The sequence below is a fragment of the Mesorhizobium sp. B264B1B genome (assembly GCF_020165765.1).
Lineage (GTDB): Bacteria > Pseudomonadota > Alphaproteobacteria > Rhizobiales > Rhizobiaceae > Mesorhizobium.
This window is the reverse complement of sequence record NZ_JAIUIS010000016.1, coordinates 64,353-87,474: the sequence shown is the minus strand read 5'-3', so window position 1 is coordinate 87,474 and position 23,122 is coordinate 64,353. Positions and strand designations below refer to the sequence as shown.

26 protein-coding genes are annotated in these 23,122 nt (G+C 64.3%); 13 read left to right on the top strand and 13 right to left on the bottom strand.

Features of this window, described 5'->3' with window-relative positions:
- The first annotated feature begins 1 nt into the window (after position 1).
- Positions 2-706, top strand: coding sequence for an ROK family protein (locus LB547_RS26575; RefSeq protein WP_140554825.1), 705 nt, complete (start codon positions 2-4; stop codon positions 704-706).
- A gap of 216 nt (positions 707-922) precedes the next feature.
- Complete coding sequence (locus tag LB547_RS26570; protein WP_140492615.1) at positions 923-1,384, top strand: MucR family transcriptional regulator; 462 nt, start codon at positions 923-925, stop codon at positions 1,382-1,384.
- 178 nt (positions 1,385-1,562) lie between these two features.
- On the opposite strand, the gene LB547_RS26565 is transcribed toward LB547_RS26570, so the two are convergent.
- Together LB547_RS26565 and LB547_RS26560 are read right to left on the bottom strand one after the other, a co-directional pair.
- Complete coding sequence (locus LB547_RS26565) at positions 1,563-1,970, bottom strand: lysozyme inhibitor LprI family protein (protein WP_140492618.1); 408 nt, start codon at positions 1,968-1,970, stop codon at positions 1,563-1,565.
- Positions 1,971-2,003: 33 nt separating this feature from the next.
- A complete protein-coding gene (locus tag LB547_RS26560) occupies positions 2,004-2,429 on the bottom strand; it encodes a hypothetical protein (RefSeq protein ID WP_140492621.1) in 426 nt (141 codons plus the stop codon).
- Between the two features lie 895 nt (positions 2,430-3,324).
- Between LB547_RS26560 and LB547_RS26555 the strand changes: the two genes are divergently transcribed.
- Together LB547_RS26555 and LB547_RS26550 are read left to right on the top strand one after the other, a co-directional pair.
- Complete coding sequence (locus LB547_RS26555; protein WP_140513962.1) at positions 3,325-4,563, top strand: MFS transporter; 1,239 nt, start codon at positions 3,325-3,327, stop codon at positions 4,561-4,563.
- A gap of 84 nt (positions 4,564-4,647) precedes the next feature.
- On the top strand, positions 4,648-4,878 hold the full coding sequence (locus tag LB547_RS26550; RefSeq protein WP_140492627.1) for a hypothetical protein: 231 nt from the start codon (positions 4,648-4,650) through the stop codon (positions 4,876-4,878).
- 21 nt (positions 4,879-4,899) lie between these two features.
- Here LB547_RS26550 and LB547_RS26545 read toward each other — a convergent pair whose 3' ends face one another.
- From LB547_RS26545 to hemC, 6 genes are all read right to left on the bottom strand, one after another.
- A complete protein-coding gene (locus tag LB547_RS26545; RefSeq protein WP_224655818.1) occupies positions 4,900-5,637 on the bottom strand; it encodes a glutamine amidotransferase in 738 nt (245 codons plus the stop codon).
- A gap of 22 nt (positions 5,638-5,659) precedes the next feature.
- Complete coding sequence (locus tag LB547_RS26540; protein ID WP_140492633.1) at positions 5,660-6,139, bottom strand: TerB family tellurite resistance protein; 480 nt, start codon at positions 6,137-6,139, stop codon at positions 5,660-5,662.
- 36 nt (positions 6,140-6,175) lie between these two features.
- A complete protein-coding gene (locus tag LB547_RS26535) occupies positions 6,176-7,777 on the bottom strand; it encodes a heme biosynthesis protein HemY (protein WP_140759174.1) in 1,602 nt (533 codons plus the stop codon).
- Between the two features lie 10 nt (positions 7,778-7,787).
- Positions 7,788-9,269 carry a COG4223 family protein gene (locus LB547_RS26530; RefSeq protein ID WP_140513960.1) on the bottom strand — a complete coding sequence of 494 codons (1,482 nt, stop codon included), beginning with the start codon at positions 9,267-9,269 and terminating at the stop codon, positions 7,788-7,790.
- An 89-nt stretch (positions 9,270-9,358) separates the two neighbouring features.
- Positions 9,359-10,075: a uroporphyrinogen-III synthase gene (locus LB547_RS26525; protein ID WP_140513959.1), complete on the bottom strand. Its 717-nt coding sequence runs from the start codon at positions 10,073-10,075 to the stop codon at positions 9,359-9,361.
- Between the two features lie 2 nt (positions 10,076-10,077).
- Positions 10,078-11,004, bottom strand: a complete 927-nt coding sequence (gene hemC / locus LB547_RS26520; protein WP_140513958.1) for a hydroxymethylbilane synthase — start codon at positions 11,002-11,004, stop codon at positions 10,078-10,080.
- 105 nt (positions 11,005-11,109) lie between these two features.
- Between hemC and tsaD the strand changes: the two genes are divergently transcribed.
- Genes tsaD through LB547_RS26490 form a run of 6 tightly spaced genes read left to right on the top strand, consistent with a single transcriptional unit; the run spans position 11,110 to position 15,139 of the window.
- Positions 11,110-12,195, top strand: a complete 1,086-nt coding sequence (gene tsaD / locus LB547_RS26515) for a tRNA (adenosine(37)-N6)-threonylcarbamoyltransferase complex transferase subunit TsaD (protein ID WP_181167281.1) — start codon at positions 11,110-11,112, stop codon at positions 12,193-12,195.
- On the top strand, positions 12,192-13,229 hold the full coding sequence (locus LB547_RS26510; protein ID WP_224655808.1) for an NAD(P)H-dependent glycerol-3-phosphate dehydrogenase: 1,038 nt from the start codon (positions 12,192-12,194) through the stop codon (positions 13,227-13,229). The genes tsaD and LB547_RS26510 overlap by 4 nt, the downstream gene beginning before the upstream one ends.
- 23 nt (positions 13,230-13,252) lie before the next feature.
- The gene (locus LB547_RS26505) at positions 13,253-13,549 is read left to right on the top strand and encodes a YciI-like protein (protein WP_140513955.1); all 297 of its coding nucleotides are present in this window, start codon (positions 13,253-13,255) and stop codon (positions 13,547-13,549) included.
- 28 nt (positions 13,550-13,577) lie between these two features.
- Positions 13,578-14,003, top strand: a complete 426-nt coding sequence (locus tag LB547_RS26500; RefSeq protein WP_140492656.1) for an EVE domain-containing protein — start codon at positions 13,578-13,580, stop codon at positions 14,001-14,003.
- The gene (locus tag LB547_RS26495) at positions 13,958-14,671 is read left to right on the top strand and encodes a class I SAM-dependent methyltransferase (RefSeq protein WP_411908942.1); all 714 of its coding nucleotides are present in this window, start codon (positions 13,958-13,960) and stop codon (positions 14,669-14,671) included. Before LB547_RS26500 ends, LB547_RS26495 begins: the two co-directional genes overlap by 46 nt.
- A gap of 51 nt (positions 14,672-14,722) precedes the next feature.
- The gene (locus tag LB547_RS26490) at positions 14,723-15,139 is read left to right on the top strand and encodes a DUF1761 domain-containing protein (protein WP_140524659.1); all 417 of its coding nucleotides are present in this window, start codon (positions 14,723-14,725) and stop codon (positions 15,137-15,139) included.
- A gap of 9 nt (positions 15,140-15,148) precedes the next feature.
- Here LB547_RS26490 and gcvA read toward each other — a convergent pair whose 3' ends face one another.
- Positions 15,149-16,081: a transcriptional regulator GcvA gene (gcvA, locus tag LB547_RS26485; RefSeq protein WP_140492662.1), complete on the bottom strand. Its 933-nt coding sequence runs from the start codon at positions 16,079-16,081 to the stop codon at positions 15,149-15,151.
- A gap of 165 nt (positions 16,082-16,246) precedes the next feature.
- Between gcvA and LB547_RS26480 the strand changes: the two genes are divergently transcribed.
- A complete protein-coding gene (locus tag LB547_RS26480; RefSeq protein ID WP_140524660.1) occupies positions 16,247-16,492 on the top strand; it encodes a hypothetical protein in 246 nt (81 codons plus the stop codon).
- Between the two features lie 44 nt (positions 16,493-16,536).
- On the opposite strand, the gene LB547_RS26475 is transcribed toward LB547_RS26480, so the two are convergent.
- A complete protein-coding gene (locus tag LB547_RS26475) occupies positions 16,537-17,073 on the bottom strand; it encodes a L,D-transpeptidase family protein (protein ID WP_181165209.1) in 537 nt (178 codons plus the stop codon).
- 144 nt (positions 17,074-17,217) lie between these two features.
- Here LB547_RS26475 and LB547_RS26470 point away from each other — a divergent pair, with 144 nt between their 5' ends.
- Positions 17,218-17,901, top strand: coding sequence for a response regulator transcription factor (locus LB547_RS26470; protein ID WP_091576052.1), 684 nt, complete (start codon positions 17,218-17,220; stop codon positions 17,899-17,901).
- Between the two features lie 121 nt (positions 17,902-18,022).
- Entirely contained in the window at positions 18,023-18,478 is a 456-nt protein-coding gene (locus LB547_RS26465; protein WP_140492671.1) for a cyclic nucleotide-binding domain-containing protein, read from the top strand.
- A gap of 122 nt (positions 18,479-18,600) precedes the next feature.
- On the opposite strand, the gene LB547_RS26460 is transcribed toward LB547_RS26465, so the two are convergent.
- From LB547_RS26460 to LB547_RS26450, 3 genes are all read right to left on the bottom strand, one after another.
- Complete coding sequence (locus tag LB547_RS26460) at positions 18,601-19,407, bottom strand: exodeoxyribonuclease III (protein WP_140492674.1); 807 nt, start codon at positions 19,405-19,407, stop codon at positions 18,601-18,603.
- A 130-nt stretch (positions 19,408-19,537) separates the two neighbouring features.
- A complete protein-coding gene (locus LB547_RS26455) occupies positions 19,538-20,218 on the bottom strand; it encodes an outer membrane lipoprotein carrier protein LolA (protein WP_140513951.1) in 681 nt (226 codons plus the stop codon).
- A gap of 136 nt (positions 20,219-20,354) precedes the next feature.
- Positions 20,355-23,021, bottom strand: coding sequence for a DNA translocase FtsK (locus LB547_RS26450; protein WP_140759176.1), 2,667 nt, complete (start codon positions 23,019-23,021; stop codon positions 20,355-20,357).
- Positions 23,022-23,122: the final 101 nt, after the last annotated feature.

Genomic DNA, 23,122 nt, shown 5'->3' with positions numbered 1-23,122 from the left:
CATGGCCAGGACGGCAAGGCCGAAAGCGGCGAGCGGCGATCCGATCGTGCTGTCGATCGACATAGGCGGCTCGCACGTCAAGATCCTCACCAGCTCAGGCGGTGCTGAGCGCCGCGCCGATTCCGGGCCGGACCTGAGGCCCCAGCAGATGATCGATGCGGTGAAGGCGCTGGCCGACGGACTGTCCTACGACGTCGTCTCGATGGGCTATCCCGGCCCGGTGCATCACAACAGGCCCTTGTTCGATCCCGCCAATCTCGGCAAGGGCTGGGCCGGCTTCGACTTCGCCGCGCAGTTCGGCAAACCGGTCAAGGTGGTCAACGACGCGCTGATGCAGGCCATCGGCAGCTATGAAGGCGGTCGCATGCTGTTCCTGGGGTTGGGAACCGGCCTGGGTGCGGCGATGATCGTCGACAACGTCGCCCAACCGATGGAACTCGCCCATCTTCCCTATAAGAAGGGCAAGAGCTTCGAGGACTATGTCGGTGAGCGCGGCCTGATAAAACGCGGCAAGAAGAAATGGCGAAAATCCGTTTTCGACGTCGTCGACCGGCTGCGCGCCGCCATGCAGCCCGATTATGTCGTCATCGGCGGCGGCAATGTCGACAAGCTCGGCGATTTGCCCGCCGACAGCAGGCGCGGCGACAACACACGCGCCTTCGAAGGCGGATTTCGTCTGTGGCGAGACAAGGCCCTGATCGTCTGATAGTATTACAGTTCAGTATAGTTATTCAAAATAATGTGTGACGCGGGGCCAAGTCGTTGCATTGCGCAGATTTGCCGACTAGGAATTCCGGCGCACTACATCGCGACGAACCGCGAGGGACGTGCAAAGACGCCGCCGCACTTTAACTTTGCGCATCATCCCATCCGAAACTGTGCCGATTTCGGGCCCCATACGCCATAGACGGAGGAAAATAGATTGACCGACGACAGCAACGACGCTCGCAAGGATATCGACCTTCTCGAGCTGACCGCCCATATCGTGTCGGCTTACGTCGAGAAGAACCGCCTGCCCGCCTCCGGCCTGGCCGACCTCATCGCCAGCGTCAGCGCTTCGATCAGCGGGCTCGGCCAGCCGGCCGTACCCGTGGCGGCGCCGCTCGTGCCGGCGGTCAATCCCAAGAAGTCGGTGACGCCGGATTTCATCATCTGCCTGGAGGACGGCAAGAAGTTCAAATCGCTGAAGCGTCATCTGGGCGTGCATTTCGGCCTGACGCCGGACGCCTACCGCGCCAAATGGGGCTTGCCGTCGGACTATCCGATGGTCGCTCCCAATTACGCGGCCTCGCGTTCGGAACTGGCTAAGTCGATCGGTCTCGGCCGCAAGGCCGTCGCCCCGAAAGCGCCGGCCAGGGGCAGGAAAGCCAAGGTCTCGGCCTGAGCGCGCATTCCGGCGCTGAGCCAATGGTTTGATTGAGGCCTGCCGGCGGTCCGTCTTGGCAGGCTGCCCGATCTTACGCTCTTCCATGGCGAGCGCGCAATTGCAGGGCGGGCTCGATGCCATCTCCGGCGCGCTGAGGGAATGATTTTCCACCCCGTCTGCAGACTGGCAGGAAACCTCAGTTCGCTGCCGGAACGGAACAGCTCAGATCGCCTTCCTTGCAATTCAGGTAACCCTCGAAATCCTTGACCCGGGATTGCGTCAGGCCATCCATGCACATCGAGAGGAGCATGGGGACCACGCTGCCTCCGGCCGCTCCCGCGATCTGGAAATTGCACTCGGCGTCGCGGAACTTGATCCAATTCTGCTGCGCTTGGACAAGAAGCTTCTTGGTATCCGCGTCGTCCTTCAGGCGGGTTTCGATCTGCTTGTAAAGTTCGTTGAGCTTCTTGTCGGATTTCCTGAACGAAGCATCGGCGCACTGGTTCATGGTGGCCTGATCCTTGGCGTCGGCACACTTGTCCTTGGCAAAAGCGAAAGCCGGCATGGCCAGAACCACGGCGGTGGTCAGAATTGCGGTTTTCATTGGTCTCGTCCTCTTTGCAGGTGAGCGGCATCGTCATTCCGTAACGGTTTCGGCGAAGCACCTGGCCAGCTTTTCCGGTGCTCCAAGCTTCTTCGCCCAGGATACCAGTCCAGGCTTTTCCGATGGATCGGCATAGCCGCCCCATACGTCACGAAACTGCTTCTTTCCGTCGACGGTCTGGAAGAACATCACGCCGTCATCGCTCACAGGCGTGGAGACATAAGCGGCGCTCCAGTTGCCGCTTTCCAAGATGGTGATGAACTTGGCGCGGGCGGGCTTGAACTTATTGTCCATCGCCGAAGCGACGAGCGGTGCATATTCCTGTTTGCGCGCCTTCGTCACTTCGACCTCGACGCCGTCGCAGGCATCGTTCGCGAAAGCAGATGTCGGTATCAATCCCGCCAGCCCGATCATGACGGTTTTGGCGTGCCGTCGAACCAAGTCGCCGAATTCAGACATGGGTGGTTTTCCTCTTCCTTTGCGGAGTGTGGCTGTCAGTCGGAATCGTCGTCATCGGACGAATTGTCATCGTCAGGCGCATCGACCTGGCAGCCGATGCCATTGCACCCCTGATAGTTGCCCTGCGTATCGAAGCTTGGATTGCCGGGCTGTGGCCCATGCATTCGACGACTTTGCGGCCGGCCGTCGCAATTCCTCAAGTCGAGGGGAGCGCTCCCAGCGGGAGTCGCCTTGGCGAATGTCCATTTCCCTCTCCATGCCTAGCGCCCATCCGCCCAAGCATGCCAACGATCCGCCGGCGCGGTTGATGTGCCATAGGTTGTAGCCGATGTCGCCGGCTAGCAAGGGAAAATTGCCAGATCTTGAGTCCTGTTTTGAGAATGCTTAATAATCCAGTAAGCGCCCTGCTTGATTTAGCAAGTATTTAAATACAATTGACAGAAAGGCTCCAGCAAAAAGATTGCCGGGTTACGCCTACGCTTTTCGACTATTCCAGCATAAAATGGTCTATTATTCCAATTCACAAGGGACGACGATATATAAGGGTGAAGTTACGCTCGACATTATCGCCAGAACCCCAATGTATTGGTAGGTTTCGGCCAGGCCAGTGGGCAGGCCAAAAGAATGCTGCTCACGGATCGGCTTTCAAGGTTATCGCGTGCACGATGGGGGAGACATGCGGTCTTCGAGACACCCGATAGGCTTTCCTGTCCCGCTGGGTCTTGGCGGGTGAGTTTCGTGTGCGTTCGATGGAACACGCCAGAAAATCCTTGATCCAGAACCTGTTTTTTGCGCGCGTCATACGTCGAACTGGGCTAAAGGGTTCCCCGGCCGGACCAGCGTCCATCGTGGAAGTGCCCCGCCGGCCTCCATCCTTCTAACGGGGCCTCGTTCCATGACCGCCGAACAGATATCACCGGACCAGCGCTATGCCGCGTTCCGCCATCGCTCCTTCCTGAGCTATTGGGCGGCGCGCTTCCTCACCACATTCGCCACCATGATCGTTTCCGTCGCGGTCGGCTGGCAGATGTACGACCTGACCCGTGACCCGCTCGATCTCGGTCTTGTCGGCATCGTCCAGTTCCTGCCTTCGCTACTCCTGGTGCTGGTCACCGGGGTCGTTGCCGACCGTTTCGGCCGCCGGCTGATCATGGCGCTGGCGGTGCTACTCGAGGCGATCTGCGCGCTCGCGCTGCTCATCCTGACCCTGCGCGGCATCAGTGGCCCGCTGCCAATCTTCATCGTGCTCGCCATGTTCGGCATCGCCCGCGCCTTCTTCGGACCGGCCTCGTCGTCGCTGTTCGCCAATCTGGTGCCGCCCCGGGATTTCGCCAACGCCATTGCCTGGAACTCGTCGGCCTGGCAGACGGCGACCATCGTCGGGCCGGTCGCCGGCGGCCTTCTCTACGGCGTATCGGCCGAGGTGGCCTATGGCACGGCCACGGCGCTGATGCTCGTCGCCGGGCTGCTGATCTTCACCATACCGAGGCCGGCACAGCGCAGCGAGACCGACAAGCCGACCATGCAGACCCTGTTCGCCGGCTTCGGTTACATCTGGGGCGAGAAGATCGTGCTTGGCGCCATCTCGCTCGATCTCTTCGCCGTGCTCCTGTCCGGCGCCTCGGCGCTGCTACCGATCTATGCCCGCGACATATTGCAACTCGGTCCCTGGGGACTTGGTTTGCTGCGCTCGGCGCCAGGGGTGGGTGCCATCTGTGTCGCCATCTGGCTCGCTGGTCATCCTATCCGCAACCACGCGGGCCTGATCATGCTCGGCTTCGTGGCCGCGTTCGGCGCCTTTACGGTGCTGTTCGGCCTGTCGACCTTCACCTGGCTGTCGATCCTGGCATTGGCCTTCCTCGGCGCCACCGACATGTTCAGCGTCTACATCAGGGAAACGTTGATCCAGCTCTGGACCCCCGATCATGTCCGCGGCCGCGTCAACGCCGTCAATCAGGTCTTCGTCGGCGCCTCCAACGAGCTCGGCGAATTCCGCGCCGGCACCATGGCGGCGCTGATCGGCACGGTGCCTGCCGTCGTCATCGGCGGCGTCGGCGCCATTGCCGTTGCCGGCCTGTGGGCCTATCTGTTCCCGGCGCTCCGAAGGGTGCGGCACCTCAGTGGACGAAACTGACGGGGATCGAATTCAGGTCCACCGGTATCGGCGGGCTGCGAATCTGTGCTAAGCCGCCGCCCGACCAATCAAAGGACGATAACTGTGAGCGAACCGACCGTGGCTGAGGCAACCGAGAGTATCTATGTGTCGCTGCGGGCCGATAATGCCGATCTCGACGCCCATATCGCGACGCTTAAGGCAGCGCTGGCACGAGAGGGGATGAAGCAGGCGGTGTTCGATCCCACCAAACTGGCGCAGAACAACCGCTCGGGCCGCAAATTGATGCAGGCTTATTTTCGTCAGCGCGGCGTGAGCGTGACGTTTTCGAACTAGCAGGCGTTAAACGACCCGCCATCAGGGGATGGTTGTGCCGCGACCGCGCCGTCGGCCGCCGAAAATCAGCACCAGGAACTCGTCCAGCCAGCGCTTGAGGTGCATGTCCCAGATCAGCCTGCCGCCGAGATGGTCGCGGCCGGGCTGGGCGCCCGGCAATTCGAAGCGGTGCGCGCCGCGCACCACCCAGCGCTGCATCATCAGCCTGGTCAATTCGCCGTGGAACTGGATGCCCCAGGCATTGTCGCGGTAGCGGAAAGCCTGGTTGGGATAGGTCTCGGCGGTCGCCAGCAAGGTCGCGTCGCTCGGCAGCGAAAAACCTTCGCGATGGAACTGATAGACCATTTCGGGCCAGTGCATCAGCTTTCTGCCGGCTTCGGTCGCCTTCAACGGATACCAGCCGATCTCGACCAGACCTTCGCCATGGCCCTCGACCTTGCCGCCGAGATGGTTGGCCAGCATCTGCGCACCAAGGCAGATACCCAGCAGCGGTCGGTTCTCACGCAGCGGAACCTCAAGCCAGTCGGTCTCGCGGCGGACGAACTCGTCCTCGTCATTGGCGCTCATCGGCCCGCCGAACACCACGGCCCCGGCATGGCCGTCGAGCGTCTCTGGCAAGGCATCGCCAAGCGGCGGGCGGCGGATGTCGAGATCGAAGCCCTCTTCGAGAAGCATGTGGCCGACGCGCCCGGGGCTCGAATTCTCCTGATGCAGCACGATCAGGATTCTCGGCTTCGAACGCGGCGGCATCGGCGGCATCGGCGGCATCGGCGGATGGATCCTATTCGTCGCTCGACGTTCCACGGGCCCCCGGCGCCGCGGCCGCCGCCTTGCGGCGCGCCTCGATGCGATCCTGGCGTTCGACGCCGATCAGCTCGGCAACGCGCCAGACCGTGTTGTCTTCCAACTCGTGCAGCTCGCCATCGGCATAGACGATCTCCCACATCAGGCCGATGAAAGCCTTGCGGCCTTCGGCATCGAGGTGGCGCTTCAGCACGCTGGTGAAGGCATAGAGGTCGATCGCCTCGTTGTCGGCGCGCTCGCCGGCGGCGGCCAGCGCGTCGAGCTCGTTGCCGCTGACCGAATAGGCCTGCGCCAGCACTGCCTTGAACCGTTCCCACTCGACGTCCTGGCGCACGCCGTCGGCGCTCATCACGTGGTAGAGCAGCGCCGAGGCTGCCACGCGCGGATCATCGGCGCTGGCGCGGGCGCCGGTGCCGGTCGGCAAATCCCTCAGAAACGACAAAACGCGTTCGAACATCGATCCATTCCCAAACGGCCGGGCCACCCAGCCAACTCAAAACAACCGGAACCGGCGCGGCGACTTTTCCGCCGCATCGTCCGGATCGACGCCGGGATCGTCCGGCAGGCGTGCCAGTTCCTGCGCCGGTTCGACGGCCTCGGCATCGGCGGGCACCGCGGCGAAAGCCTGCGCCGTCACCGGCCTGACGTGGTCCTGATCGTTCTCGGCCTGCTTGCCGGCCGTCTCGCCGCCCGGGCCAGCGTGATCGATCACCTCGACCGACTCTTCCTGCGCCGGCCTGTCCGGCGCCTCGATAGCCACCGCCGGGGCGTCCGGCGCATCGTCACGGCTGTCGATCAGCTGGCCGAGACGCTCCATCGGGGCGCGCCACTCGAAGGCGTCAAGCCGGCCGGTGACCGGCGATACCGGCGCCCAGCGCTCCGAGACGACGCCGTCGGCGACCCAGGCCGGGTCGCGCGGCGCCCGCACCGCCTTGGACAAGAGCTGTCGCACCTTGCCTTGGTCGCCCGTCTCGGCTTCTTCGATGTCGGCCAAAAGCAGATAGGCGCCCTCGCGGCGGTCCATCCGGATCGCCGCCTCGGCTTCGCGGCGGGCAGTCGCAAAATCCTGTGCATCGAGCGCGGCGCGCGCCACCGTCATCGAGGATTCGGCGTGGTTCTTCTTCATCTCCTGCAATTTCCTCGCCCGGTTGAGGCGATCGAGCACGGCGTCACCCGGCCTGGCATGGGTATAGAGCTCCGCTATCTCCGGATGCGGTTCGGCCCTCCAGGCTGTCTCGAGGATCTTCGAGCCCTTGCGCACGTCGTTCTGGCGAAACAGCAGCGTCGCAGCCGCGACCGCGGCCGGCGCGAACTCCGGCTGCAGCCGATTGGCCTCTATCGCCGCCGTGCGGGCGGCTGCGGGATCGCTGTCGGCGAGTGACTGCGCCTTGGCGGTCAACAGCACGGCGCGTCGGCGGTTGGCGGCGTCACGTTCGATCTGGCGGGTCGCCTTCTGCGCCTCGACCAGCTTCAGCGCGCCGTCCCAGTCGCCGCGCCCGGTCAGCTCTTCAAGCGTCGATTCGGCCGCCCAGGCCAGTTGCGGCGCCATGCCGGCGGCGCGCCCGGCATAGTGCCTGGCGGCATTGCGGTCCCCCAGGCGCTCGGCTTCGAGATAAAGCCCGCGCAGGCCGAGCAGCCGCATTTCGGGATCGTCGAGCATGCTCTCGAATTTCTGGCGCGCGCCTTCGTGGTCGCCTTCGAGCAGCGAAGCCTGGGCTTCGAGCAGATGGATCAATGGCTCCTGGTCGGAGCGGATCAGCTTGGCCGCTTCCTTGGTCTTCTTGCGGGCCAGCGCGCCGTCGCCGGCGCCGGCGGCGATCATGCCGGTCGACAGCGCCTGATAGCCGCGGTCGCGGCGCCGCACCCGGAAATAGCGCGAAATGGTGTAGGGGCTGTTCCAGACCGACTTGATCAGCCACCACAGGATCATCACCGCCGCGACGACAGCGACCACCGCCACCGCCGCCACCATCAGGCTGACCTGATACTGGTAGCCGTTGAAGGTGATGACCATGTCGCCCGGCCGGTCCGCCAGCCAGGCAAAGCCTAGGCCCAGCGCGAAGACGACGGCGAGGAAGAGCAGGATTCGGATCATCGCCAGTTCCTCACGCCTTCATCGCGCCTGATATCAGCGCATCGATCAGCGTCTCGACCTCGATGCGTGCCTTCAGCTTGCCGGCAAAATCGGCGCCGGCCGCCTTTGCAGGCGCGGGCAGCGTCTCATATTCTGTGAGCGCCTTGGCATAGTCGCCCTGATTGACCGCCACCTCCATGCGCGCAATGGTTTCCGGCGCGCCGGCGCCCTGGACAGCGCCGATCGGCCGGACCTTGACCAGCGATTCGGCGCTCGACAGAAGGTTCTGCAGCAGCCCGGCATTTTCGTCGACCGGCGTGGCCGCCGCGACCATGGCGTTGGCGGCGGCATCCATCTGCGATGCGATCTCGGTGCGGGTCTGGACGCCCTTTTGGGCGTAGGCGCGCAGAGCCGCAAGCTGCGGCGCGTCCGGCGCGATCGCGGCGAAGGTCTCGAGTTCGGCACCAAACGGCGCGCCACGGTCGAGCGCCGCCTTCAGTGCCGAAGCGGCGATGGCGAGCGCGACCTTCGGCTGTCCGGCCTGCGCCTCGACTTTCCCAGAAAGCTGCGACACCGACTGCTCCAGCGCGGTGAGCCGACTGTCCTGCTTCGCCGCCGCCTCGCCGGCCGATTTCACCAGCGCATCGAGGCCAGCCAGCCTTTCATTGAGCGGACCGAGATCGACTGGGGCCGAGTTGCCGGCCTTGCCGAGCGCCGTAACCGCCGTCTCGATCTGCCTGACCTTGTCGCCAAGCGCGGCCAGCCCGGCATTGTCGCCCGCTCCGCCTTGCTCGACCGCCGATTTGAGCGCTGCGACATCCGTCCTGACCTGATCCAACGCCGCGGACAACCCGTCGACCTTGGCCGACGCACCGCCGTCGCCGGCTTGCCTCAGATCCGCGATCTCGGCTCTGAGCGCGGCGATTTCGCCGTTGACGCCTTCGAGCGAGACGCTGGGAGCGGACCCCGGCGCGCCGAGCAGGCCGGCGAACTGCAATCCGCCGGCGCCGACCAGTGCGATGACACCGCCGATGATGCCGGCCGCGATGCCGTTGACCCGCTTCGGCGGTGGCGGTGCGGATGCGGTTTTCCCGTTCCCCGCCGAGGCGCCGGTTACTGGCCCGGCCGGTTCAGGTTCGGCGCGCTTCGCCGATGTGTCCTCGAAACTGTAGTCGAAGGCGCCGGCCTTGCCAGCGGCGTCGTCCCGGGAACCGGGGTAGGCTGCCGCCGGTTCGTCCGCCTTGGCGGCGCTTTCCGCGGATCGTTCCGATCGGGGCGCTGTCGCCTCGGCGTGCTCCCAGGGTTCTAGATCGGTCTGGTCGGCGTGCACAGGCTCTTCGGGCGCCTCCGGCCGCGAGGCGTTCGCGGCTTCCTCCGCCTTGGCCTCGTCGGTTTGCGCCCCGGCCCTGGCGGCATTCTCGTCGGCGATGCGGGAAACGGCGCCGGGCTCAAGTTCGATGGTCACCGGCTCGCGGCGGCTTTTCGAATGTCGCATCTTCGGCGTCTTGACCATGCTTGGGCTCCGCAAATTCGCTTGGGGATGGTTCAAAGAGGGTCTAGCACATCACCAAGCGGTGAAAAGGGGCGGTGTGATGACGCGGCTCAGGACCCGGGCCGCAAAAGCGAAAGCAGCGCACCCTCGTCGGGCCGCGCGGCTATGTGGATGCGGTCGCCAGCGACGTCGCCAAGGACGGCGGCGATGCGATGCGACAGGGCAAAAACCCGCGTCTTGTCAAAGGCTTCATGCAGCGCAGGCCGCCTGACCAAGGCCTGCAGCGCAGCAGCCGCCCTGGCGGAGTAGAGCAGCACCGCATCCGCGGTTTGCCCCGACAGACGGGCAAGCACGGCCTCGTCCGAATAGGTCACGGCGAGCGTGTCGTATGTCTCGACGGGGCGGACCCCGACATCGGCAGCTTGCAGCCGCTGCTCGAATGCCGGGAAGCGCACGCGTCCGCAGAGATAGACAATGGTCTTGCCCTGGAATTCGCCGGCAAGACTGCCAGCAAGACCTTCGGCATTGCCGGGACCTTCGCTGACGGACAAAAATCCTGCTTCACGCGCGGCTTGCGCGGTCCTCTTGCCGACGGCATGGCAAGGCAAGTCCGAAAGCCGGGCGACGACCTCCTTAGGCGCAAAGCGCACGCCATTGGCGCTGGTCACCGCAACGGCCACGGCATTGCCGATGACGAGGTCCGTATCGATCGGCAAGGCCACCGTCTCGGTCAGCGGCAAAAGCAGCGGTAGAAACCCCATGTCCTTGAGCATTCGCGCGGTGCGGGAGGCGCCCGGTTGAGGCCGCGTCACCAGAACGCGCTGCACCGTCAGGCCCAGCCGTCGAAGAATGTCTCGCCGGCCCTGGCCCGCACCGTCCTTGCCGCCTCTTCACCGATGCGGGCGGCATCCAGCGCCAGGCCTTTCATCTCGACCATGTGCGACTGCGTGCCATCAGGCGAGATGATCAATCCCGCGAAAGAAAGGTCCGCGCCGTCTATCACGGCATGACCGGCAATCGGCGTGCGGCAGGAGCCGTCGAGGGCCGCCAGGAAAGCGCGCTCGCAAGCCAGCGCCTGTCCGGTCGGCAGGTCGTGGATGGCCGCCAGCATCTGTTCGACGTCGCCATCGCCTATGCGGGTTTCGATGCCGATCGCGCCTTGGCCCGGCGCCGGCGGAAAGATGTCGAGCGGGATCAGATCGGTGACCACGTGGCCGAGCCCGAGCCGCTTCAGCCCGGCATGGGCGAGGATGGTGCCGGCGGCAACGCCTTCATTGAGCTTGCGCAGCCGCGTCTGCACATTGCCACGAAACATCACCACGTCGAGATCCGGCCGCATGCGGCGGATCAGCGCCTGCCGCCTGAGCGACGACGAGCCGACTTTGGCGCCACGCGGCAGGTCTGCAATCGTCTTAGCCGCCTTGCCGACGAAAGCATCGCGCGCGTCCTCGCGCGGCAGGAAAGCAGACAGCTCCAGCCCATCGGGCAACTGCGTCGGCATGTCCTTCGAGGAATGCACGGCAATGTCGATCGCGCGGGCGAGCAGCGCCTCCTCGATCTCCTTGGTGAAGAGGCCCTTGCCGCCAGCTTCCGACAGCGGCCGGTCCTGGATGCGGTCGCCGGTGGTCGAGATGACGACGATTTCGAACGCTTCTTGCGGCAAACCATGCGCCGCCATAAGCCGCGCCTGGGTTTCCTGCGCCTGCGCCAGCGCCAGCGGGCTGCCGCGTGTTCCGATCTTCAAGATTGTTTGCATGGCGCGCGGTCCGTGATAACCCCCCGGCAAGCGAAGTCGCCTTTTCCGGGCGTCTCCTACCGGGGAATGCCCCGATACACAATCCTTGGGGACAGCGACCAATTGATCCGCGTTCTGGGCATTGAAACGAGTTGTGACGAGACCGCCGCCAGCGTCGTGGCGTTGGAGGGCGATGCCGCGCCCAAAATCCTGTCCAATATCGTGCTGTCGCAGATCGAGGAGCATGCCGCCTTCGGCGGGGTTGTGCCGGAGATCGCCGCGCGCGCCCATGTCGAGGCCCTGGACGGCATTGTCGAGGCAGCCCTTGCCGATTCGGGCGTGGCGCTGGCCGACATCGACGCCATCGCCGCGACCGCAGGTCCGGGCCTCGTCGGGGGCCTCATCGTCGGGCTGATGACGGCCAAGGCGATCGCGGCCGCAACCGGCAAGCCGCTGATCGCCGTCAACCATCTCGAAGGCCATGCCTTGACGGCGCGGCTGACCGATGGGCTCGACTTTCCCTATCTCCTGCTGCTGGTCTCCGGCGGCCACACACAGATCCTGGCCGTGCGCGGTGTCGGCGACTACCAACGCTGGGCGACGACCATCGACGACGCGCTCGGCGAAGCATTCGACAAGACGGCCAAGATGCTTGGCCTACCCTATCCCGGCGGTCCCAATGTCGAGAAGGCGGCGGCATCGGGCGATGCGGGTCGTTTTGCCTTCCCGCGTCCGATGAAGGGATCGGCGCAGCCCGATTTTTCGTTCTCCGGCTTGAAGACCGCTGTGCGCCAGGCGGCGAGCGCGATCGAGCCCTTGAGCGACCGGGACGTCGCCGACATCTGCGCGTCCTTCCAGGCGGCGGTGGCCGACGCGCTGGGCGACCGTGTCTCGCGCGCGCTCGCCCGGTTCCGCCGGGAATTCCCCGACACGGCCGCGCCGGCGCTGGTCGTCGCCGGCGGCGTCGCCGCCAACCATACGATCAAGGCGACGCTGGAACGGCTGTGCGCCGAGGCGCGCTTCGCCTTCGTCGCGCCACCGCTGAAACTTTGCACAGACAATGCGGCAATGATCGCCTGGGCCGGCATCGAGCGGATGCGCGAAGGCCTGGCGCAAGAAAACGGCTTCGATTTCGTGCCGCGCTCGCGCTGGCCGCTGGACAGCATCTCCGCGCCGATGATCGGTTCGGGCCGGCGCGGGGCCAAAGCATGAGCAAGGAGGGCATGAGCGAAGAAGGCATGAGCGGCATCGAGATCGCGCCAACCGGCTGGCGCGTTGCCGTGCTCGGTGGCGGGGCCTGGGGTACCGCTTTGGCGCTGGCCATGCTGCGCGCCGGCCATTTCGTCCGCCTTTATGCGCGCGACCCGGAGACCGTCGCCGCAATCGACCACGGCGAAAATCGACGCTATCTGCCTGGCATCGCGCTCCAGGCCGGCATCGTGGCGACGAGCAACATCCAAGCCGCGCTCGACGGTGCCGATTGCGTGCTGGCGGTGACGCCGGCGCAATCGTTGCGGGCCATGCTTGCTCACGCCAACGGCCATATGCCGGCCGGCGTCCCACTGGTGCTATGCGCCAAGGGCATCGAGCGCGACACCGGCGCTTTGCTGTCGGCGATCGTCGGGGAAATCCTGCCTGCGAATCCGGTCGCCGCTCTGTCCGGTCCGAGCTTCGCCACGGACGTTGCCCGGGGCTTGCCCACGGCGGTAGTGGTTGCCGCCCGGGACGAGGCGCTGGCGGCCAAGCTTGCCGCGCGCTTCTCGGCGGAAAATCTGCGCTGCTATTCGAATGATGATTTGATCGGCGTCGAGATCGGCGGCGCCTTGAAGAACGTCTTCGCCATCGCCGCGGGTGCCGTCACCGGCGCCGGGCTCGGCGCCAGTGCCCAGGCCGCCATGGTGACGCGCGGCTTCGTCGAACTGCGCCGCATCGGTGCCGCCTTCGGCGCCAGGCCCGAGACGTTGATGGGGCTTTCCGGCCTTGGCGACCTGCTGCTCACCTGCTCGTCCACGCAATCGCGCAACTTTGCCTACGGACTGGCGCTCGGCCAGGGCAAGCCGCTTGGCGGGCTGCCGCTGGCGGAAGGCGTGCCGACGGCGGCGATCGCCGCCCGCATCGCCACCGAGCGCGGCATCGACGCGCCTATCATCGCCGCAGTCGCCGCCATACTGGACGGCACCATCACCATCCGGCAGGCTGTGGCGGCCTTGATGACCCGGCCGCTGAAGACCGAAACCGACGATTGATTCCAGCATCAGGAGACAGAGACATGTTGTTCGCGTTGATTTGCAAGGACAAGCCCGGAAGCATGCAAGTGCGCATCGATACGCGGCCGGAGCACCTCGCTTTTCTCGAAGGGCTGAACAGCGACAAGAAGCTGGCCTTCGCCGGTCCGTTCCTCGACGCCGACGGCAAGTCCAACGGCAGCCTCGTCGTCGTCGAAGCGCCTGACATGGCAGGCGCGCAGGCGCTGTCGGCAGCCGATCCCTATGCCAAGGCGGGACTGTTCGAAAGCGTCGAGATCCGCCAGTGGAACTGGACCTTCAACAAGCCGGCGGCTAATTAATCGGCACAAGGCTGGAGGAGCAATACGAATGAACTACTGGCTGTTCAAATCCGAACCCTCGGTCTTCTCGTTCGAGGCGTTGAAGGCCAAGGGCAAGGCAGGCACGCAATGGGACGGCGTGCGCAACTATGCGGCGCGCAACAACATGAAGGCCATGCAGATCGGTGATCTCGGCTTCTTCTACCACTCCAACGAGGGGCTGAACGTGGTCGGCATCGCCGAAGTGTGCGCACTGGCTCATCCCGACACCACATCGGACGATCCGCGCTGGGAATGCGTCGACATCCGCGCCTTCAAGGATGTGCCGAACCCGCCGACGCTGGAGCAGGTCAAGGCCAATCCCAAGCTCGCCGACATGGCGCTGGTGCGGCTCGGACGGCTTTCCGTGCAGCCGGTGACGCCGGCCGAATGGAAGGAAGTCTGCCGCATGGGTGGCCTGACGCCGGCTCCGTGACGGTTCTCACGAGCCATAGCGCCGAACGCTTCATCCTCGACAATACGGCGCTGATGGCGCCGCCGCATGTGCCCGAGATTGCGCTGTATCTTGCCGACGAGGCGCATGATCTGTGGCAGCGGACGGAGGACGAGCTGGTCGAGATCGGGCTGCCGCCGCCTTTCTGGGCCTTTGCCTGGGCCGGCGGCCAGGGGCTTGCCCGCCATATCATCGACAACCCGGCCATGGTGCGGGGCAAGCGCGTGCTCGACTTCGCCTCCGGCTCCGGTCTCGTCGCCATCGCCGCAGCAAAAGCCGGCGCGGCAGGGGTGACCGCCGCCGACATCGACCCGTTCTGCGCCACGGCGGTCCGCCTCAATGCGCAAGCCAATGGCGTCGCCGTCGAATTCGTCCAGGATGACTGCGTCGGAACGGATGCGGACTGGGACGTGGTTCTTGCCGGCGATGTCTTCTACGACAAGCCGTTCGCAGACCGGCTGACGCCCTGGTTCGCGGCTCTGAAGCGGCGCGGCGCCGATATCCTGATCGGCGATCCCGGCCGCTCCTATCTGCCGCGGTCGGGGCTGGAACCGCTTGGCGTCTACCAGGTGCCGGTGACGCGGGCGCTCGAGGATGCCGAAATAAAACGCACCACCGTCTGGCGGTGGAGCACCGAGCGCCCGGCTTGACGCCGCCACTGAACAGGCGTTTCCATGAGCTCCGTATCAGAGGGGAATATCATGGATTTTTCAGCGGTTAACTGGCTGGCGGTGATCGTCGCCGCAATCCTGGCGTGGCTGTTCGGCGCCGGCTGGTACACCGGTTTGAGTAAGCCATGGCTGAAGGCTGCAAAACTCGATCCGGCGACCATGAAGAAATCGTTGCTGCCGTTTCTCATCTCTTTCATCGCCGAGTTGGTCATGGCGCTTGTGCTGGCCCTGGTCGTCGGCGCGGTGACTGGCGGCGAGCCGACATTGCTGGCGGGACTGGTCTTCGGTTTCGTGCTTTGGCTCGGCTTCGTCGCAACCACGCTGTCGGTCAATCATCGCTACGAGAATTTCGGCTGGGACCTGACCGTCATCGACGGCGGCCACTGGCTTGGCGTGCTGTTGATCGTCGGCGCCGTGGTCGGCTGGTTCGGCGCCGCAGCGAGTTGAAGGCCTCCGCTACACCCGGTCCGCGGTTTGGGATTTTGCCATTTCCTCCAGAATCCACGTGCGAAAGGCAACGATGCGCGGATCGTTCACCAGTTCCTTGGGATAGACCAGGAAATAGGCGAATTCCGGCGCGACCTTGATGCCGAGTTCGAAAGGCCGCACCAACCTACCTTCGGAAAGGTCGTTGGCCACCATGGCGAAATCGGCGAGCGCCACGGCGCTGCCCTCCATCGCCGCCTGGACCGCGTCGGCCGAGGTGCCGAAAACGATGGTGCGGCTGTCGTCGAAATCGTCGACGCCGGCTGCCGCCATCCACATGCGCCAGTTCGGCCAGGTCACGCCCTGACGCGCCCATTCGATATGGGCAAGCGTGTGATGGAAGAGATCGCGCGGTTCGCGCAGCGGCGGACCTGACGCCAGCAGGCTCGGGCTGCATACCGGGATGATGACGTTGTCGAACAGCCGATGCGCGCAAAGTCCCGGATATCTGCCGGCGCCGAAGCGGATGCCGACATCGACATCGTCAAGGTCGAAATCCCGCAATCCGTAGGCGATGTCGAACCTGAGTTCGATGCCTTCATGTTTTTTTCGAAAATCCTCGACCCGCCGCATCAGCCATTTCGTCGCGAATTGGGCGTCGAGCGTCACTTTCAGCAGCGTCGTGCCGCGCGTCATCTTCTGTGCCCGCGAGACGGCCTTGCCAAGCAGGTCGAGCGCATCGGCAGAGGCCTCGAACAGCACCGTTCCGGCCTCCGTCAGCCGGATGCTGCGGCTGGAGCGCGTGAACAGGACGATGCCGAGCTGGTCTTCGATCTCCTTGATCTGGTGGCTGACGGCGGCTGGCGTCAGGCCGAGTTCGTCGGCGGCCCGGGTGAAATTGAGATGCCGGGCCGCTGCCTCCAGCGTCCTCAGCGCCCGGGTTCCCGGCACCAGGCGGGCCATCAGCGCGGCCCCAGAACAGACGCGGTCATGGCGTCCTGATCCTCAAAGAAAACTTGATAATCCGGAAAGAACTACTCGTTTCTCTCCAATCTTTCAATCGGGCATGATGCGACCATCGAACCAATATCAAACCGGATTTTATGTCCGGATGGAAGGAACCGTATCATGTCTCACATAGCTTTGAGAGCTCCCGCGAGCCGGCTGAACTGGCTGACCGCCGCGTTCGACTGGCTCCGCCAGGCCAAGGTCGCGGCAAGCCTGCCGCAGGACGACATCGAGGACCTGTCGGATCGCCAGTTGCGCGATGTCGGCGCCACGCGCAAAGACGTCTCCCGCGCCATGGCCCGCGAACTCGGCCGGCTGGGCCTGCTCGACATCGGCTGGCAGGTAAGGAAAGGGAATAGGAATTAGGAGTAGGCAATAGAAAGAGAACCCTACTGCCTACTGCCTATTCCCTACCTTACCACCCTCACCACCGTCCGGTCCGACAGCAGCGGCAAAAGGCGCGCCATCGTGCGTGCGGTCACCGCGACGCAGCCTTGCGTGGGCGTGAAGCCCGGGCGCGCCAGGTGGAAGAAGATGGCGCTGCCGCGTCCGCGGCGGCGCGGCGTTATATTCCAGTCGAGCACAAGGCAGGCATCATAGAGCCTGTCGTCGCGCCGCATGCGTTCGTGGCTGGCGCCGTAGGGGATCTTGACTGGCCTGTTATAGTTTCGGTCGTCGGGCACTTCGCACCAGCCGAGATCAGGCCCGATCGGCGTCATCGCCAGCCGGGTGATGCGGCCGCTGGAGAAGTGGTCTCCCCGGAAATAACCCGACAGGATCCGCATTTGGCCAAGCGGCGTGGCGCCGTCGCCTTCGCGCTTGCCCGCCGAGATGCCGCCACGCCCCAGCGCGCAGGCAAACACCGTTCTGCCCGCCTGCAGCAGCCCCTGGCTGGGACGGCCGGGCCTTGCCCGCACGGTCAGCACCCGCAGTCCTTTTCGCAAAATTGCGCCGGCTGCATTGCGATCGTGTTTTTTCTTGTATGATCGTGCCACGGAACAAATCACTGTGATCGGCTGTTGTGCCGGTCAGCTTCCGCATAAACAGGCAGCGGTCAACTGAATTTTCTTTTCAAAACAACGGATTGATCCATGACTTCACGAACCATCCTGATCGTCGACGACGATGACGACCTGCGCGGCACGTTGGTCGAGCAATTGTCTCTTTATGAGGAATTCGACGTGCTGCAGGAGTCCACTGCGGCAAAAGGCGTCGCCGCGGCGCGTGGCGGCCTCATCGACCTGCTGATCATGGATGTCGGCCTGCCCGACATGGACGGCCGCGAAGCGGTGAAGATCCTGCGCAAGGGTGGCTACAAGGCGCCCATCATCATGCTGACCGGCCACGACACCGATTCGGACACGATCCTTGGCCTCGAAGCCGGCGCCAACGACTACGTGACGAAGCCGTTCCGCTTCGCGGTGCTTTTGGCGCGCATCCGCGCGCAGCTGCGCCAGCACGAGCAAAGCGAGGACGCCACCTTCTCGGTCGGCCCCTACACCTTCAAGCCAAGCCAGAAGCTGCTGATCGACCCGCGCGGCGCAAAAGTGCGGCTGACGGAGAAGGAGGCCTCGATCATCAAATATCTCTACCGCGCCGACCAGAAGGTGGTGACGCGGGACGTGCTGCTCGAGGAGGTGTGGGGCTACAATTCCGGCGTTACCACGCACACGCTGGAAACCCATGTGTATCGCCTGCGCCAGAAGATCGAGCGCGATCCTTCCAATGCGGAAATTCTTGTGACAGAAAGCGGTGGCTACAAGCTGGTTCCTTAAACATTTTATTATCCAATAAGCGGTCTGGGCGGGGCTGCTTTTGGGTGCGATCCTGTTGGAGCGGGATTCTGGATCGCACCGCAGAGGAGGGATTGGACTGACCGTTCGGGGACACAGCTAGATGGCGCTGGATGACGACATCCGCATCCTGTCAGCCGTGAGGCTTTTCGAGGGCTTCACGCAGGAACAATTGCGCCTGCTCGCCTTCGGCGCCGAGACCATGCTGCTGCAGGCAGACCACAAGCTCTATCGCGAGGACGATATGGCTGATTCGGCCTATATCGTGGTCAGCGGAGAGATCGTGCTCTACCGCGAGCAGACAGGCGAACGCATCCCTATCGGCACGGCCGGCCCCGGCACCATGCTGAGCGAACTGGCGCTGATCGCCGACACCAACCGGCTGACCAGTGCATCGGCCGCGGTCGATTCGGAGGTGATCCGGCTCAGCCGAAAGATGTTCCGCCGCATCCTGGAGGAATATCCGGATTTGGCGGCACAGCTCCACCAGCGCATCCTGGAAGACTTTCAGGCAATGATCCACCGCATCGAGAAGCTGGCGCCGCGCTTTTCCGAGTGAACGGGAGAGACAGGTGGAGTTCCGGCTGGTTCGCGCCACCGAAAATGACCTGCCCTTCATCGTGGCGACCGAGCGGCTTGACGCAATTGTCGCCGGAGTGGGAAAAGCGCCGGCCCGGCTGATCAGTCCAGGTTGAACCGCGCGATGACCGGAACATGGTCCGAGGGGCGTTCCCAGCCACGCGCCGCCCGCAGGATTTCGTAGCCGGTGAAATCAGGCACCAGGTTCGGTGACGACCAGACATGGTCAAGCCGCCGGCCGCGGTTGGATGCCTCCCAGTCCTGCGCGCGGTAGCTCCACCAGGTGTAGAGCTTCTGTTCTGATGGCACGTTGAGCCGCATCAGGTCGACCCAGTCGCCGGCCAGCCGCATGGCCTCGAAACTCTCCGTCTCGACCGGTGTATGGCTGACCACGTTGAGCAGTTGCTTATGCGACCAGACATCGTGTTCGAGCGGCGCGATGTTGAGGTCGCCGACCAGGACCGAGGCGGACACTTCGCTGTGTTCGGCGCGGATTGCGTTCATCTCGGCGACGAAATCGAGCTTGTGCCTGAATTTGCGGTTGACTTCCGGGTCCGGTTCGTCACCGCCCGCCGGAACGTAGAAATTGTGCAGCAGGATCGTCTTGCCGCCGGCCCGCACGGTCACCGACAAATGCCGGCTGTCGTCGATGTCGCAGAAGCGGCGCTTCTCGACCACCGCGATCGGCCGGCGCGCGACCGTCGCCACGCCGTGATAGCCCTTCTGACCGTGAAAGGCGATGTGCCCGTAGCCGAGCCTGCGGAAGGCCTTTTCGGGGAACAGCTCGTCGGGAACTTTTGTTTCCTGCAGGCAAAGCACATCGGGTGCGTATTCATCGAGCAGGCGCTCGATGATCGGCATGCGCAGGCGAACGGAATTTATGTTCCAGGTGGCGATGGAAAAGGGCATTTGGCGGGTCCGGCGAAAGATCGCCGAACTACTGCCAGCCCCGCGCCATAAAGACAAGCATTGCAGCAGTTGCGGAGGTCGGCGCCGCGCCGCCGAAACCGCACGAAAGGCTTCGCCAGCGCGAGGAGAGCTATCTGGTCTTCGTATTCAGCTCGCGATTGGCCGTATAGTCGATGGCAAACGTGTCGGGAGCGAAGCTGACGCCTTCCTTGGTGTTGAAGATCATCACCGTGGTGTCCTTGCCCTGCGCATCGGTGATCGTCCACTGGCGCAGATCATAGGTCTTCGGATCGAACATCATGGTGATCCGCGCATTGCCGAACACCGACTTGTCCGAGAGCTGGATGGTGGTGAGGTCGTCCTCTTCCTTGACGCTCTTGACGCGGTTTCCGGAGAGGTCGATCCGGTCGTCGAGCAGCAGTTTCAGCGGCGTCTTGGACAAGGGATAGAGATCGGACGTGTTCAGTTTCTTGTTGAGGATGACCACCGACTTGCCGTCCGAAATCACCCGGAAATTCGAGGATCCGTCATAATTGAAGCGGATCTTGCCCGGTCTTTCCAGGAAGAACTTGCCGCCGGTCTGTTCGCCCTTGGGGCCGAACTGCACGAATTCGCCGCTCATCGACTTAACCGAGGAAAAATGATCGGCGATCTTCTGCGCGGCCGCCGGCACGGCCGCCTGCGCGGATGCCAGCAGCTCGAATCCGGGCACCACGTTGAGGGCCGCAGCGCCCGCGAGCACCAGGCCGAGGCCAAGCAGCTGACGGCGCGTCGGGGCAAGATCGCCGAGCGCGGAAAGATCGTTTTTCATGTCGGTCACTCTCATCTTGAATCCTGATTTGTTGCTGTCCTGAACCCCCAGTTGGGCTGAAGTTTGACGGCGCGAACGCTGCTTGACCGCTTGAACGCGCCAGAAGGTTCAAAGTTGCCGCCGGTATTTGTCGCGATCAGAATTTGTCCTCTTCGGTCGGCACCAGGATCTCGCGTTTTCCGGCATGATTGGCGGGGCCGACAATGCCTTCTTTTTCCATCTTCTCGATGATCGAAGCGGCGCGGTTGTAGCCGATGCCCAGACGCCGCTGGATGTAGCTGGTCGAGGCCTTGCCGTCGCGCAGCACGACGGACACCGCCTGGTCGTAAGGATCGTCGGAATCCTCGAAATTGCCGCCGCCGCCGCCCGAGCCGCCCTTGCCGGAGGGCTCGTCCTCGTCCTCATCATCGTCCTCGGTGATGGCGTCGAGATATTCCGGCACGCCCTGCAGCTTCAGATGCGCGACGATCTTCTCGACCTCGTCGTCGGAGACGAACGGGCCGTGCACGCGCTGGATGCGGCCGCCGCCGGCCATGTAGAGCATGTCGCCCATGCCGAGCAGCTGCTCGGCGCCTTGCTCGCCCAAGATGGTGCGGCTGTCGATCTTCGACGTCACCTGGAAGGAGATGCGGGTGGGGAAGTTGGCCTTGATGGTACCGGTGATCACGTCGACAGACGGACGTTGCGTCGCCATGATGACATGGATGCCGGCGGCGCGCGCCATCTGCGCCAGGCGCTGGACGGCACCCTCGATGTCCTTGCCGGCAACCATCATCAGATCGGCCATTTCGTCGATGATGACGACGATGTAGGGCATCGGCTCGAGGTCGAGATTCTCGGTCTCGTAGATCGCCTCGCCGGTCTGGCGGTCGAAGCCGGTCTGCACCGTGCGCGAGATCTTTTCGCCCTTCTTCTCCGCCTGTTGGACGCGTGCGTTGAAACCGTCGATATTGCGCACGCCGACCTTCGACATCTTGCGGTAGCGGTCTTCCATCTCCCGCACGGTCCATTTCAGCGCAACCACCGCCTTCTTCGGGTCGGTGACGACAGGCGTCAAAAGGTGCGGGATGCCGTCATAGACCGAGAGCTCCAGCATCTTGGGGTCGATCATGATCAGCCGGCATTCCTGCGGCGTCAGCCGGTAGAGCAGCGACAGGATCATGGTGTTGATGGCGACCGACTTGCCCGAGCCGGTGGTGCCGGCGACCAAGACGTGCGGCATCTTGGCGATATCGACGATGACCGCCTCGCCGTTGATGGTCTTGCCCAGCGCCAGCGCCAGCTTGGCCTTGGTGGTCTCGAAATCGCGGCTGGCCATGATTTCCCTGAGATACACCGTCTCGCGCTTGGCGTTCGGCAATTCGATGCCGATGGCGTTGCGGCCCGGCACCACGGCGACGCGGCAGGCGATGGCGCTCATCGAGCGGGCGATGTCGTCGGAGAGGCCGATGACGCGCGATGATTTGATGCCTGGCGCAGGCTCCAGCTCATAGAGCGTGACGACGGGGCCGGGGCGGACATGGATGATCTCGCCCTTGACGCCGAAATCCTCCAGCACGCCTTCGAGCAGGCGGGCGTTCTGTTCCAGCGCGTCTTTCGAGAGGCTCGGGTCGCGCGCGACGTTCTTCGGTTCGGACAGGAAATGCAGCGACGGCATCTCGAATTTTTCCGAGCCGATCAACGAGGTCTGCGCCTCGCGCTGGACGCGCGCACCCGGAGCCGGGCGCGGCGCCGGCGCTTCAACGCGCGTGGCGGCATCCGAGCGGAACGGCTGGACCTTGGCGGTGGAAGCCGCGCGACGCTGGACGAGGGGTTCATCGTCGAAATCGACATCGTCATCGCCGGTGTCGAAGCGATCGTCGAAGACGTCATCGTCCGGATCGACGGAAACGCTGCGGTCGTTGACCATGGCGGCGAAGAATTCCGGTTCGACGCGGGCACGGCCATCCGGGCTCATCCGCTGCTCGGCGAACTCGGCCGATTCGACCCGTTCGGCGGCACGCCGCCAGGCGCTGGCGCGCGGTTCCATTCCCGGCTCGAATTCGTCCCGCCGCTGCCTGCGGCGCACGGCGCGGCGGTGCATCCACGCGCGGAACGAAAGCCACCAATGGGTCATTGCGCCGAGCGCCAGTATGCCTTCGTCGCCTTCATCCTCGTCATTGTCGAACAGCAGCTCATCCTCACGCGGATCGGCGGCGGCCGGTTCCTCCATGACGGCGAAACCGTTCTTGCGTGCGATCAGCGCCGAACCGTAGGCGAATAGCCATAGCGCCGGACCGGCCATCAGAATGGCGAGCACGCTGGCCACCAGCCCGGTCGGATAGCCACCGATGACGACGCCCGGAATCTTCAGTACCATGTCGCCGAACACGCCGCCGAGCCCGGTCGGCAGCGGCCAGGTCTTGGGCGGCACCACGCAGCCGGCGATCGCAGCGGCCAGCAGGGCAAAGCCGAACCAGAACAGACCGCGCCTGGGCAGCCTGTCGACGCCGCGCGCCGAAAACAGCAGATATCCCCAGATCACGGCCGGAACCAGCGCCGCCACGGCGGCAAGGCCGAAGAACTGCATGGCGATGTCGGAGAAGACCGCACCCGCATATCCCATGGCATTGGTGACGGTGTTGGCTGTGGCGTGCGAGAAGCTCGGGTCGGCGACATTCCAGGTGGCAAGGCTGGCGACGCCGAAGGCGGTGAACGCGAACATGCCGGCGCCGACAAGCCGGCCGACCTGGCGTCGCGCGAATGCCTGGATGCCGTGCCCCGTATCGGTCAGCGCGAGCGGTGCTGAAGCCCCTGAACGCATGCTCTTCCCCGTCAGTGATTGCCTGGCCCGAGCGCGTGACGCACTTCGGCAGATTTGGCTGCCAGACTATGCGTGGGAAGGTTAAGGCCGCATTAACCATG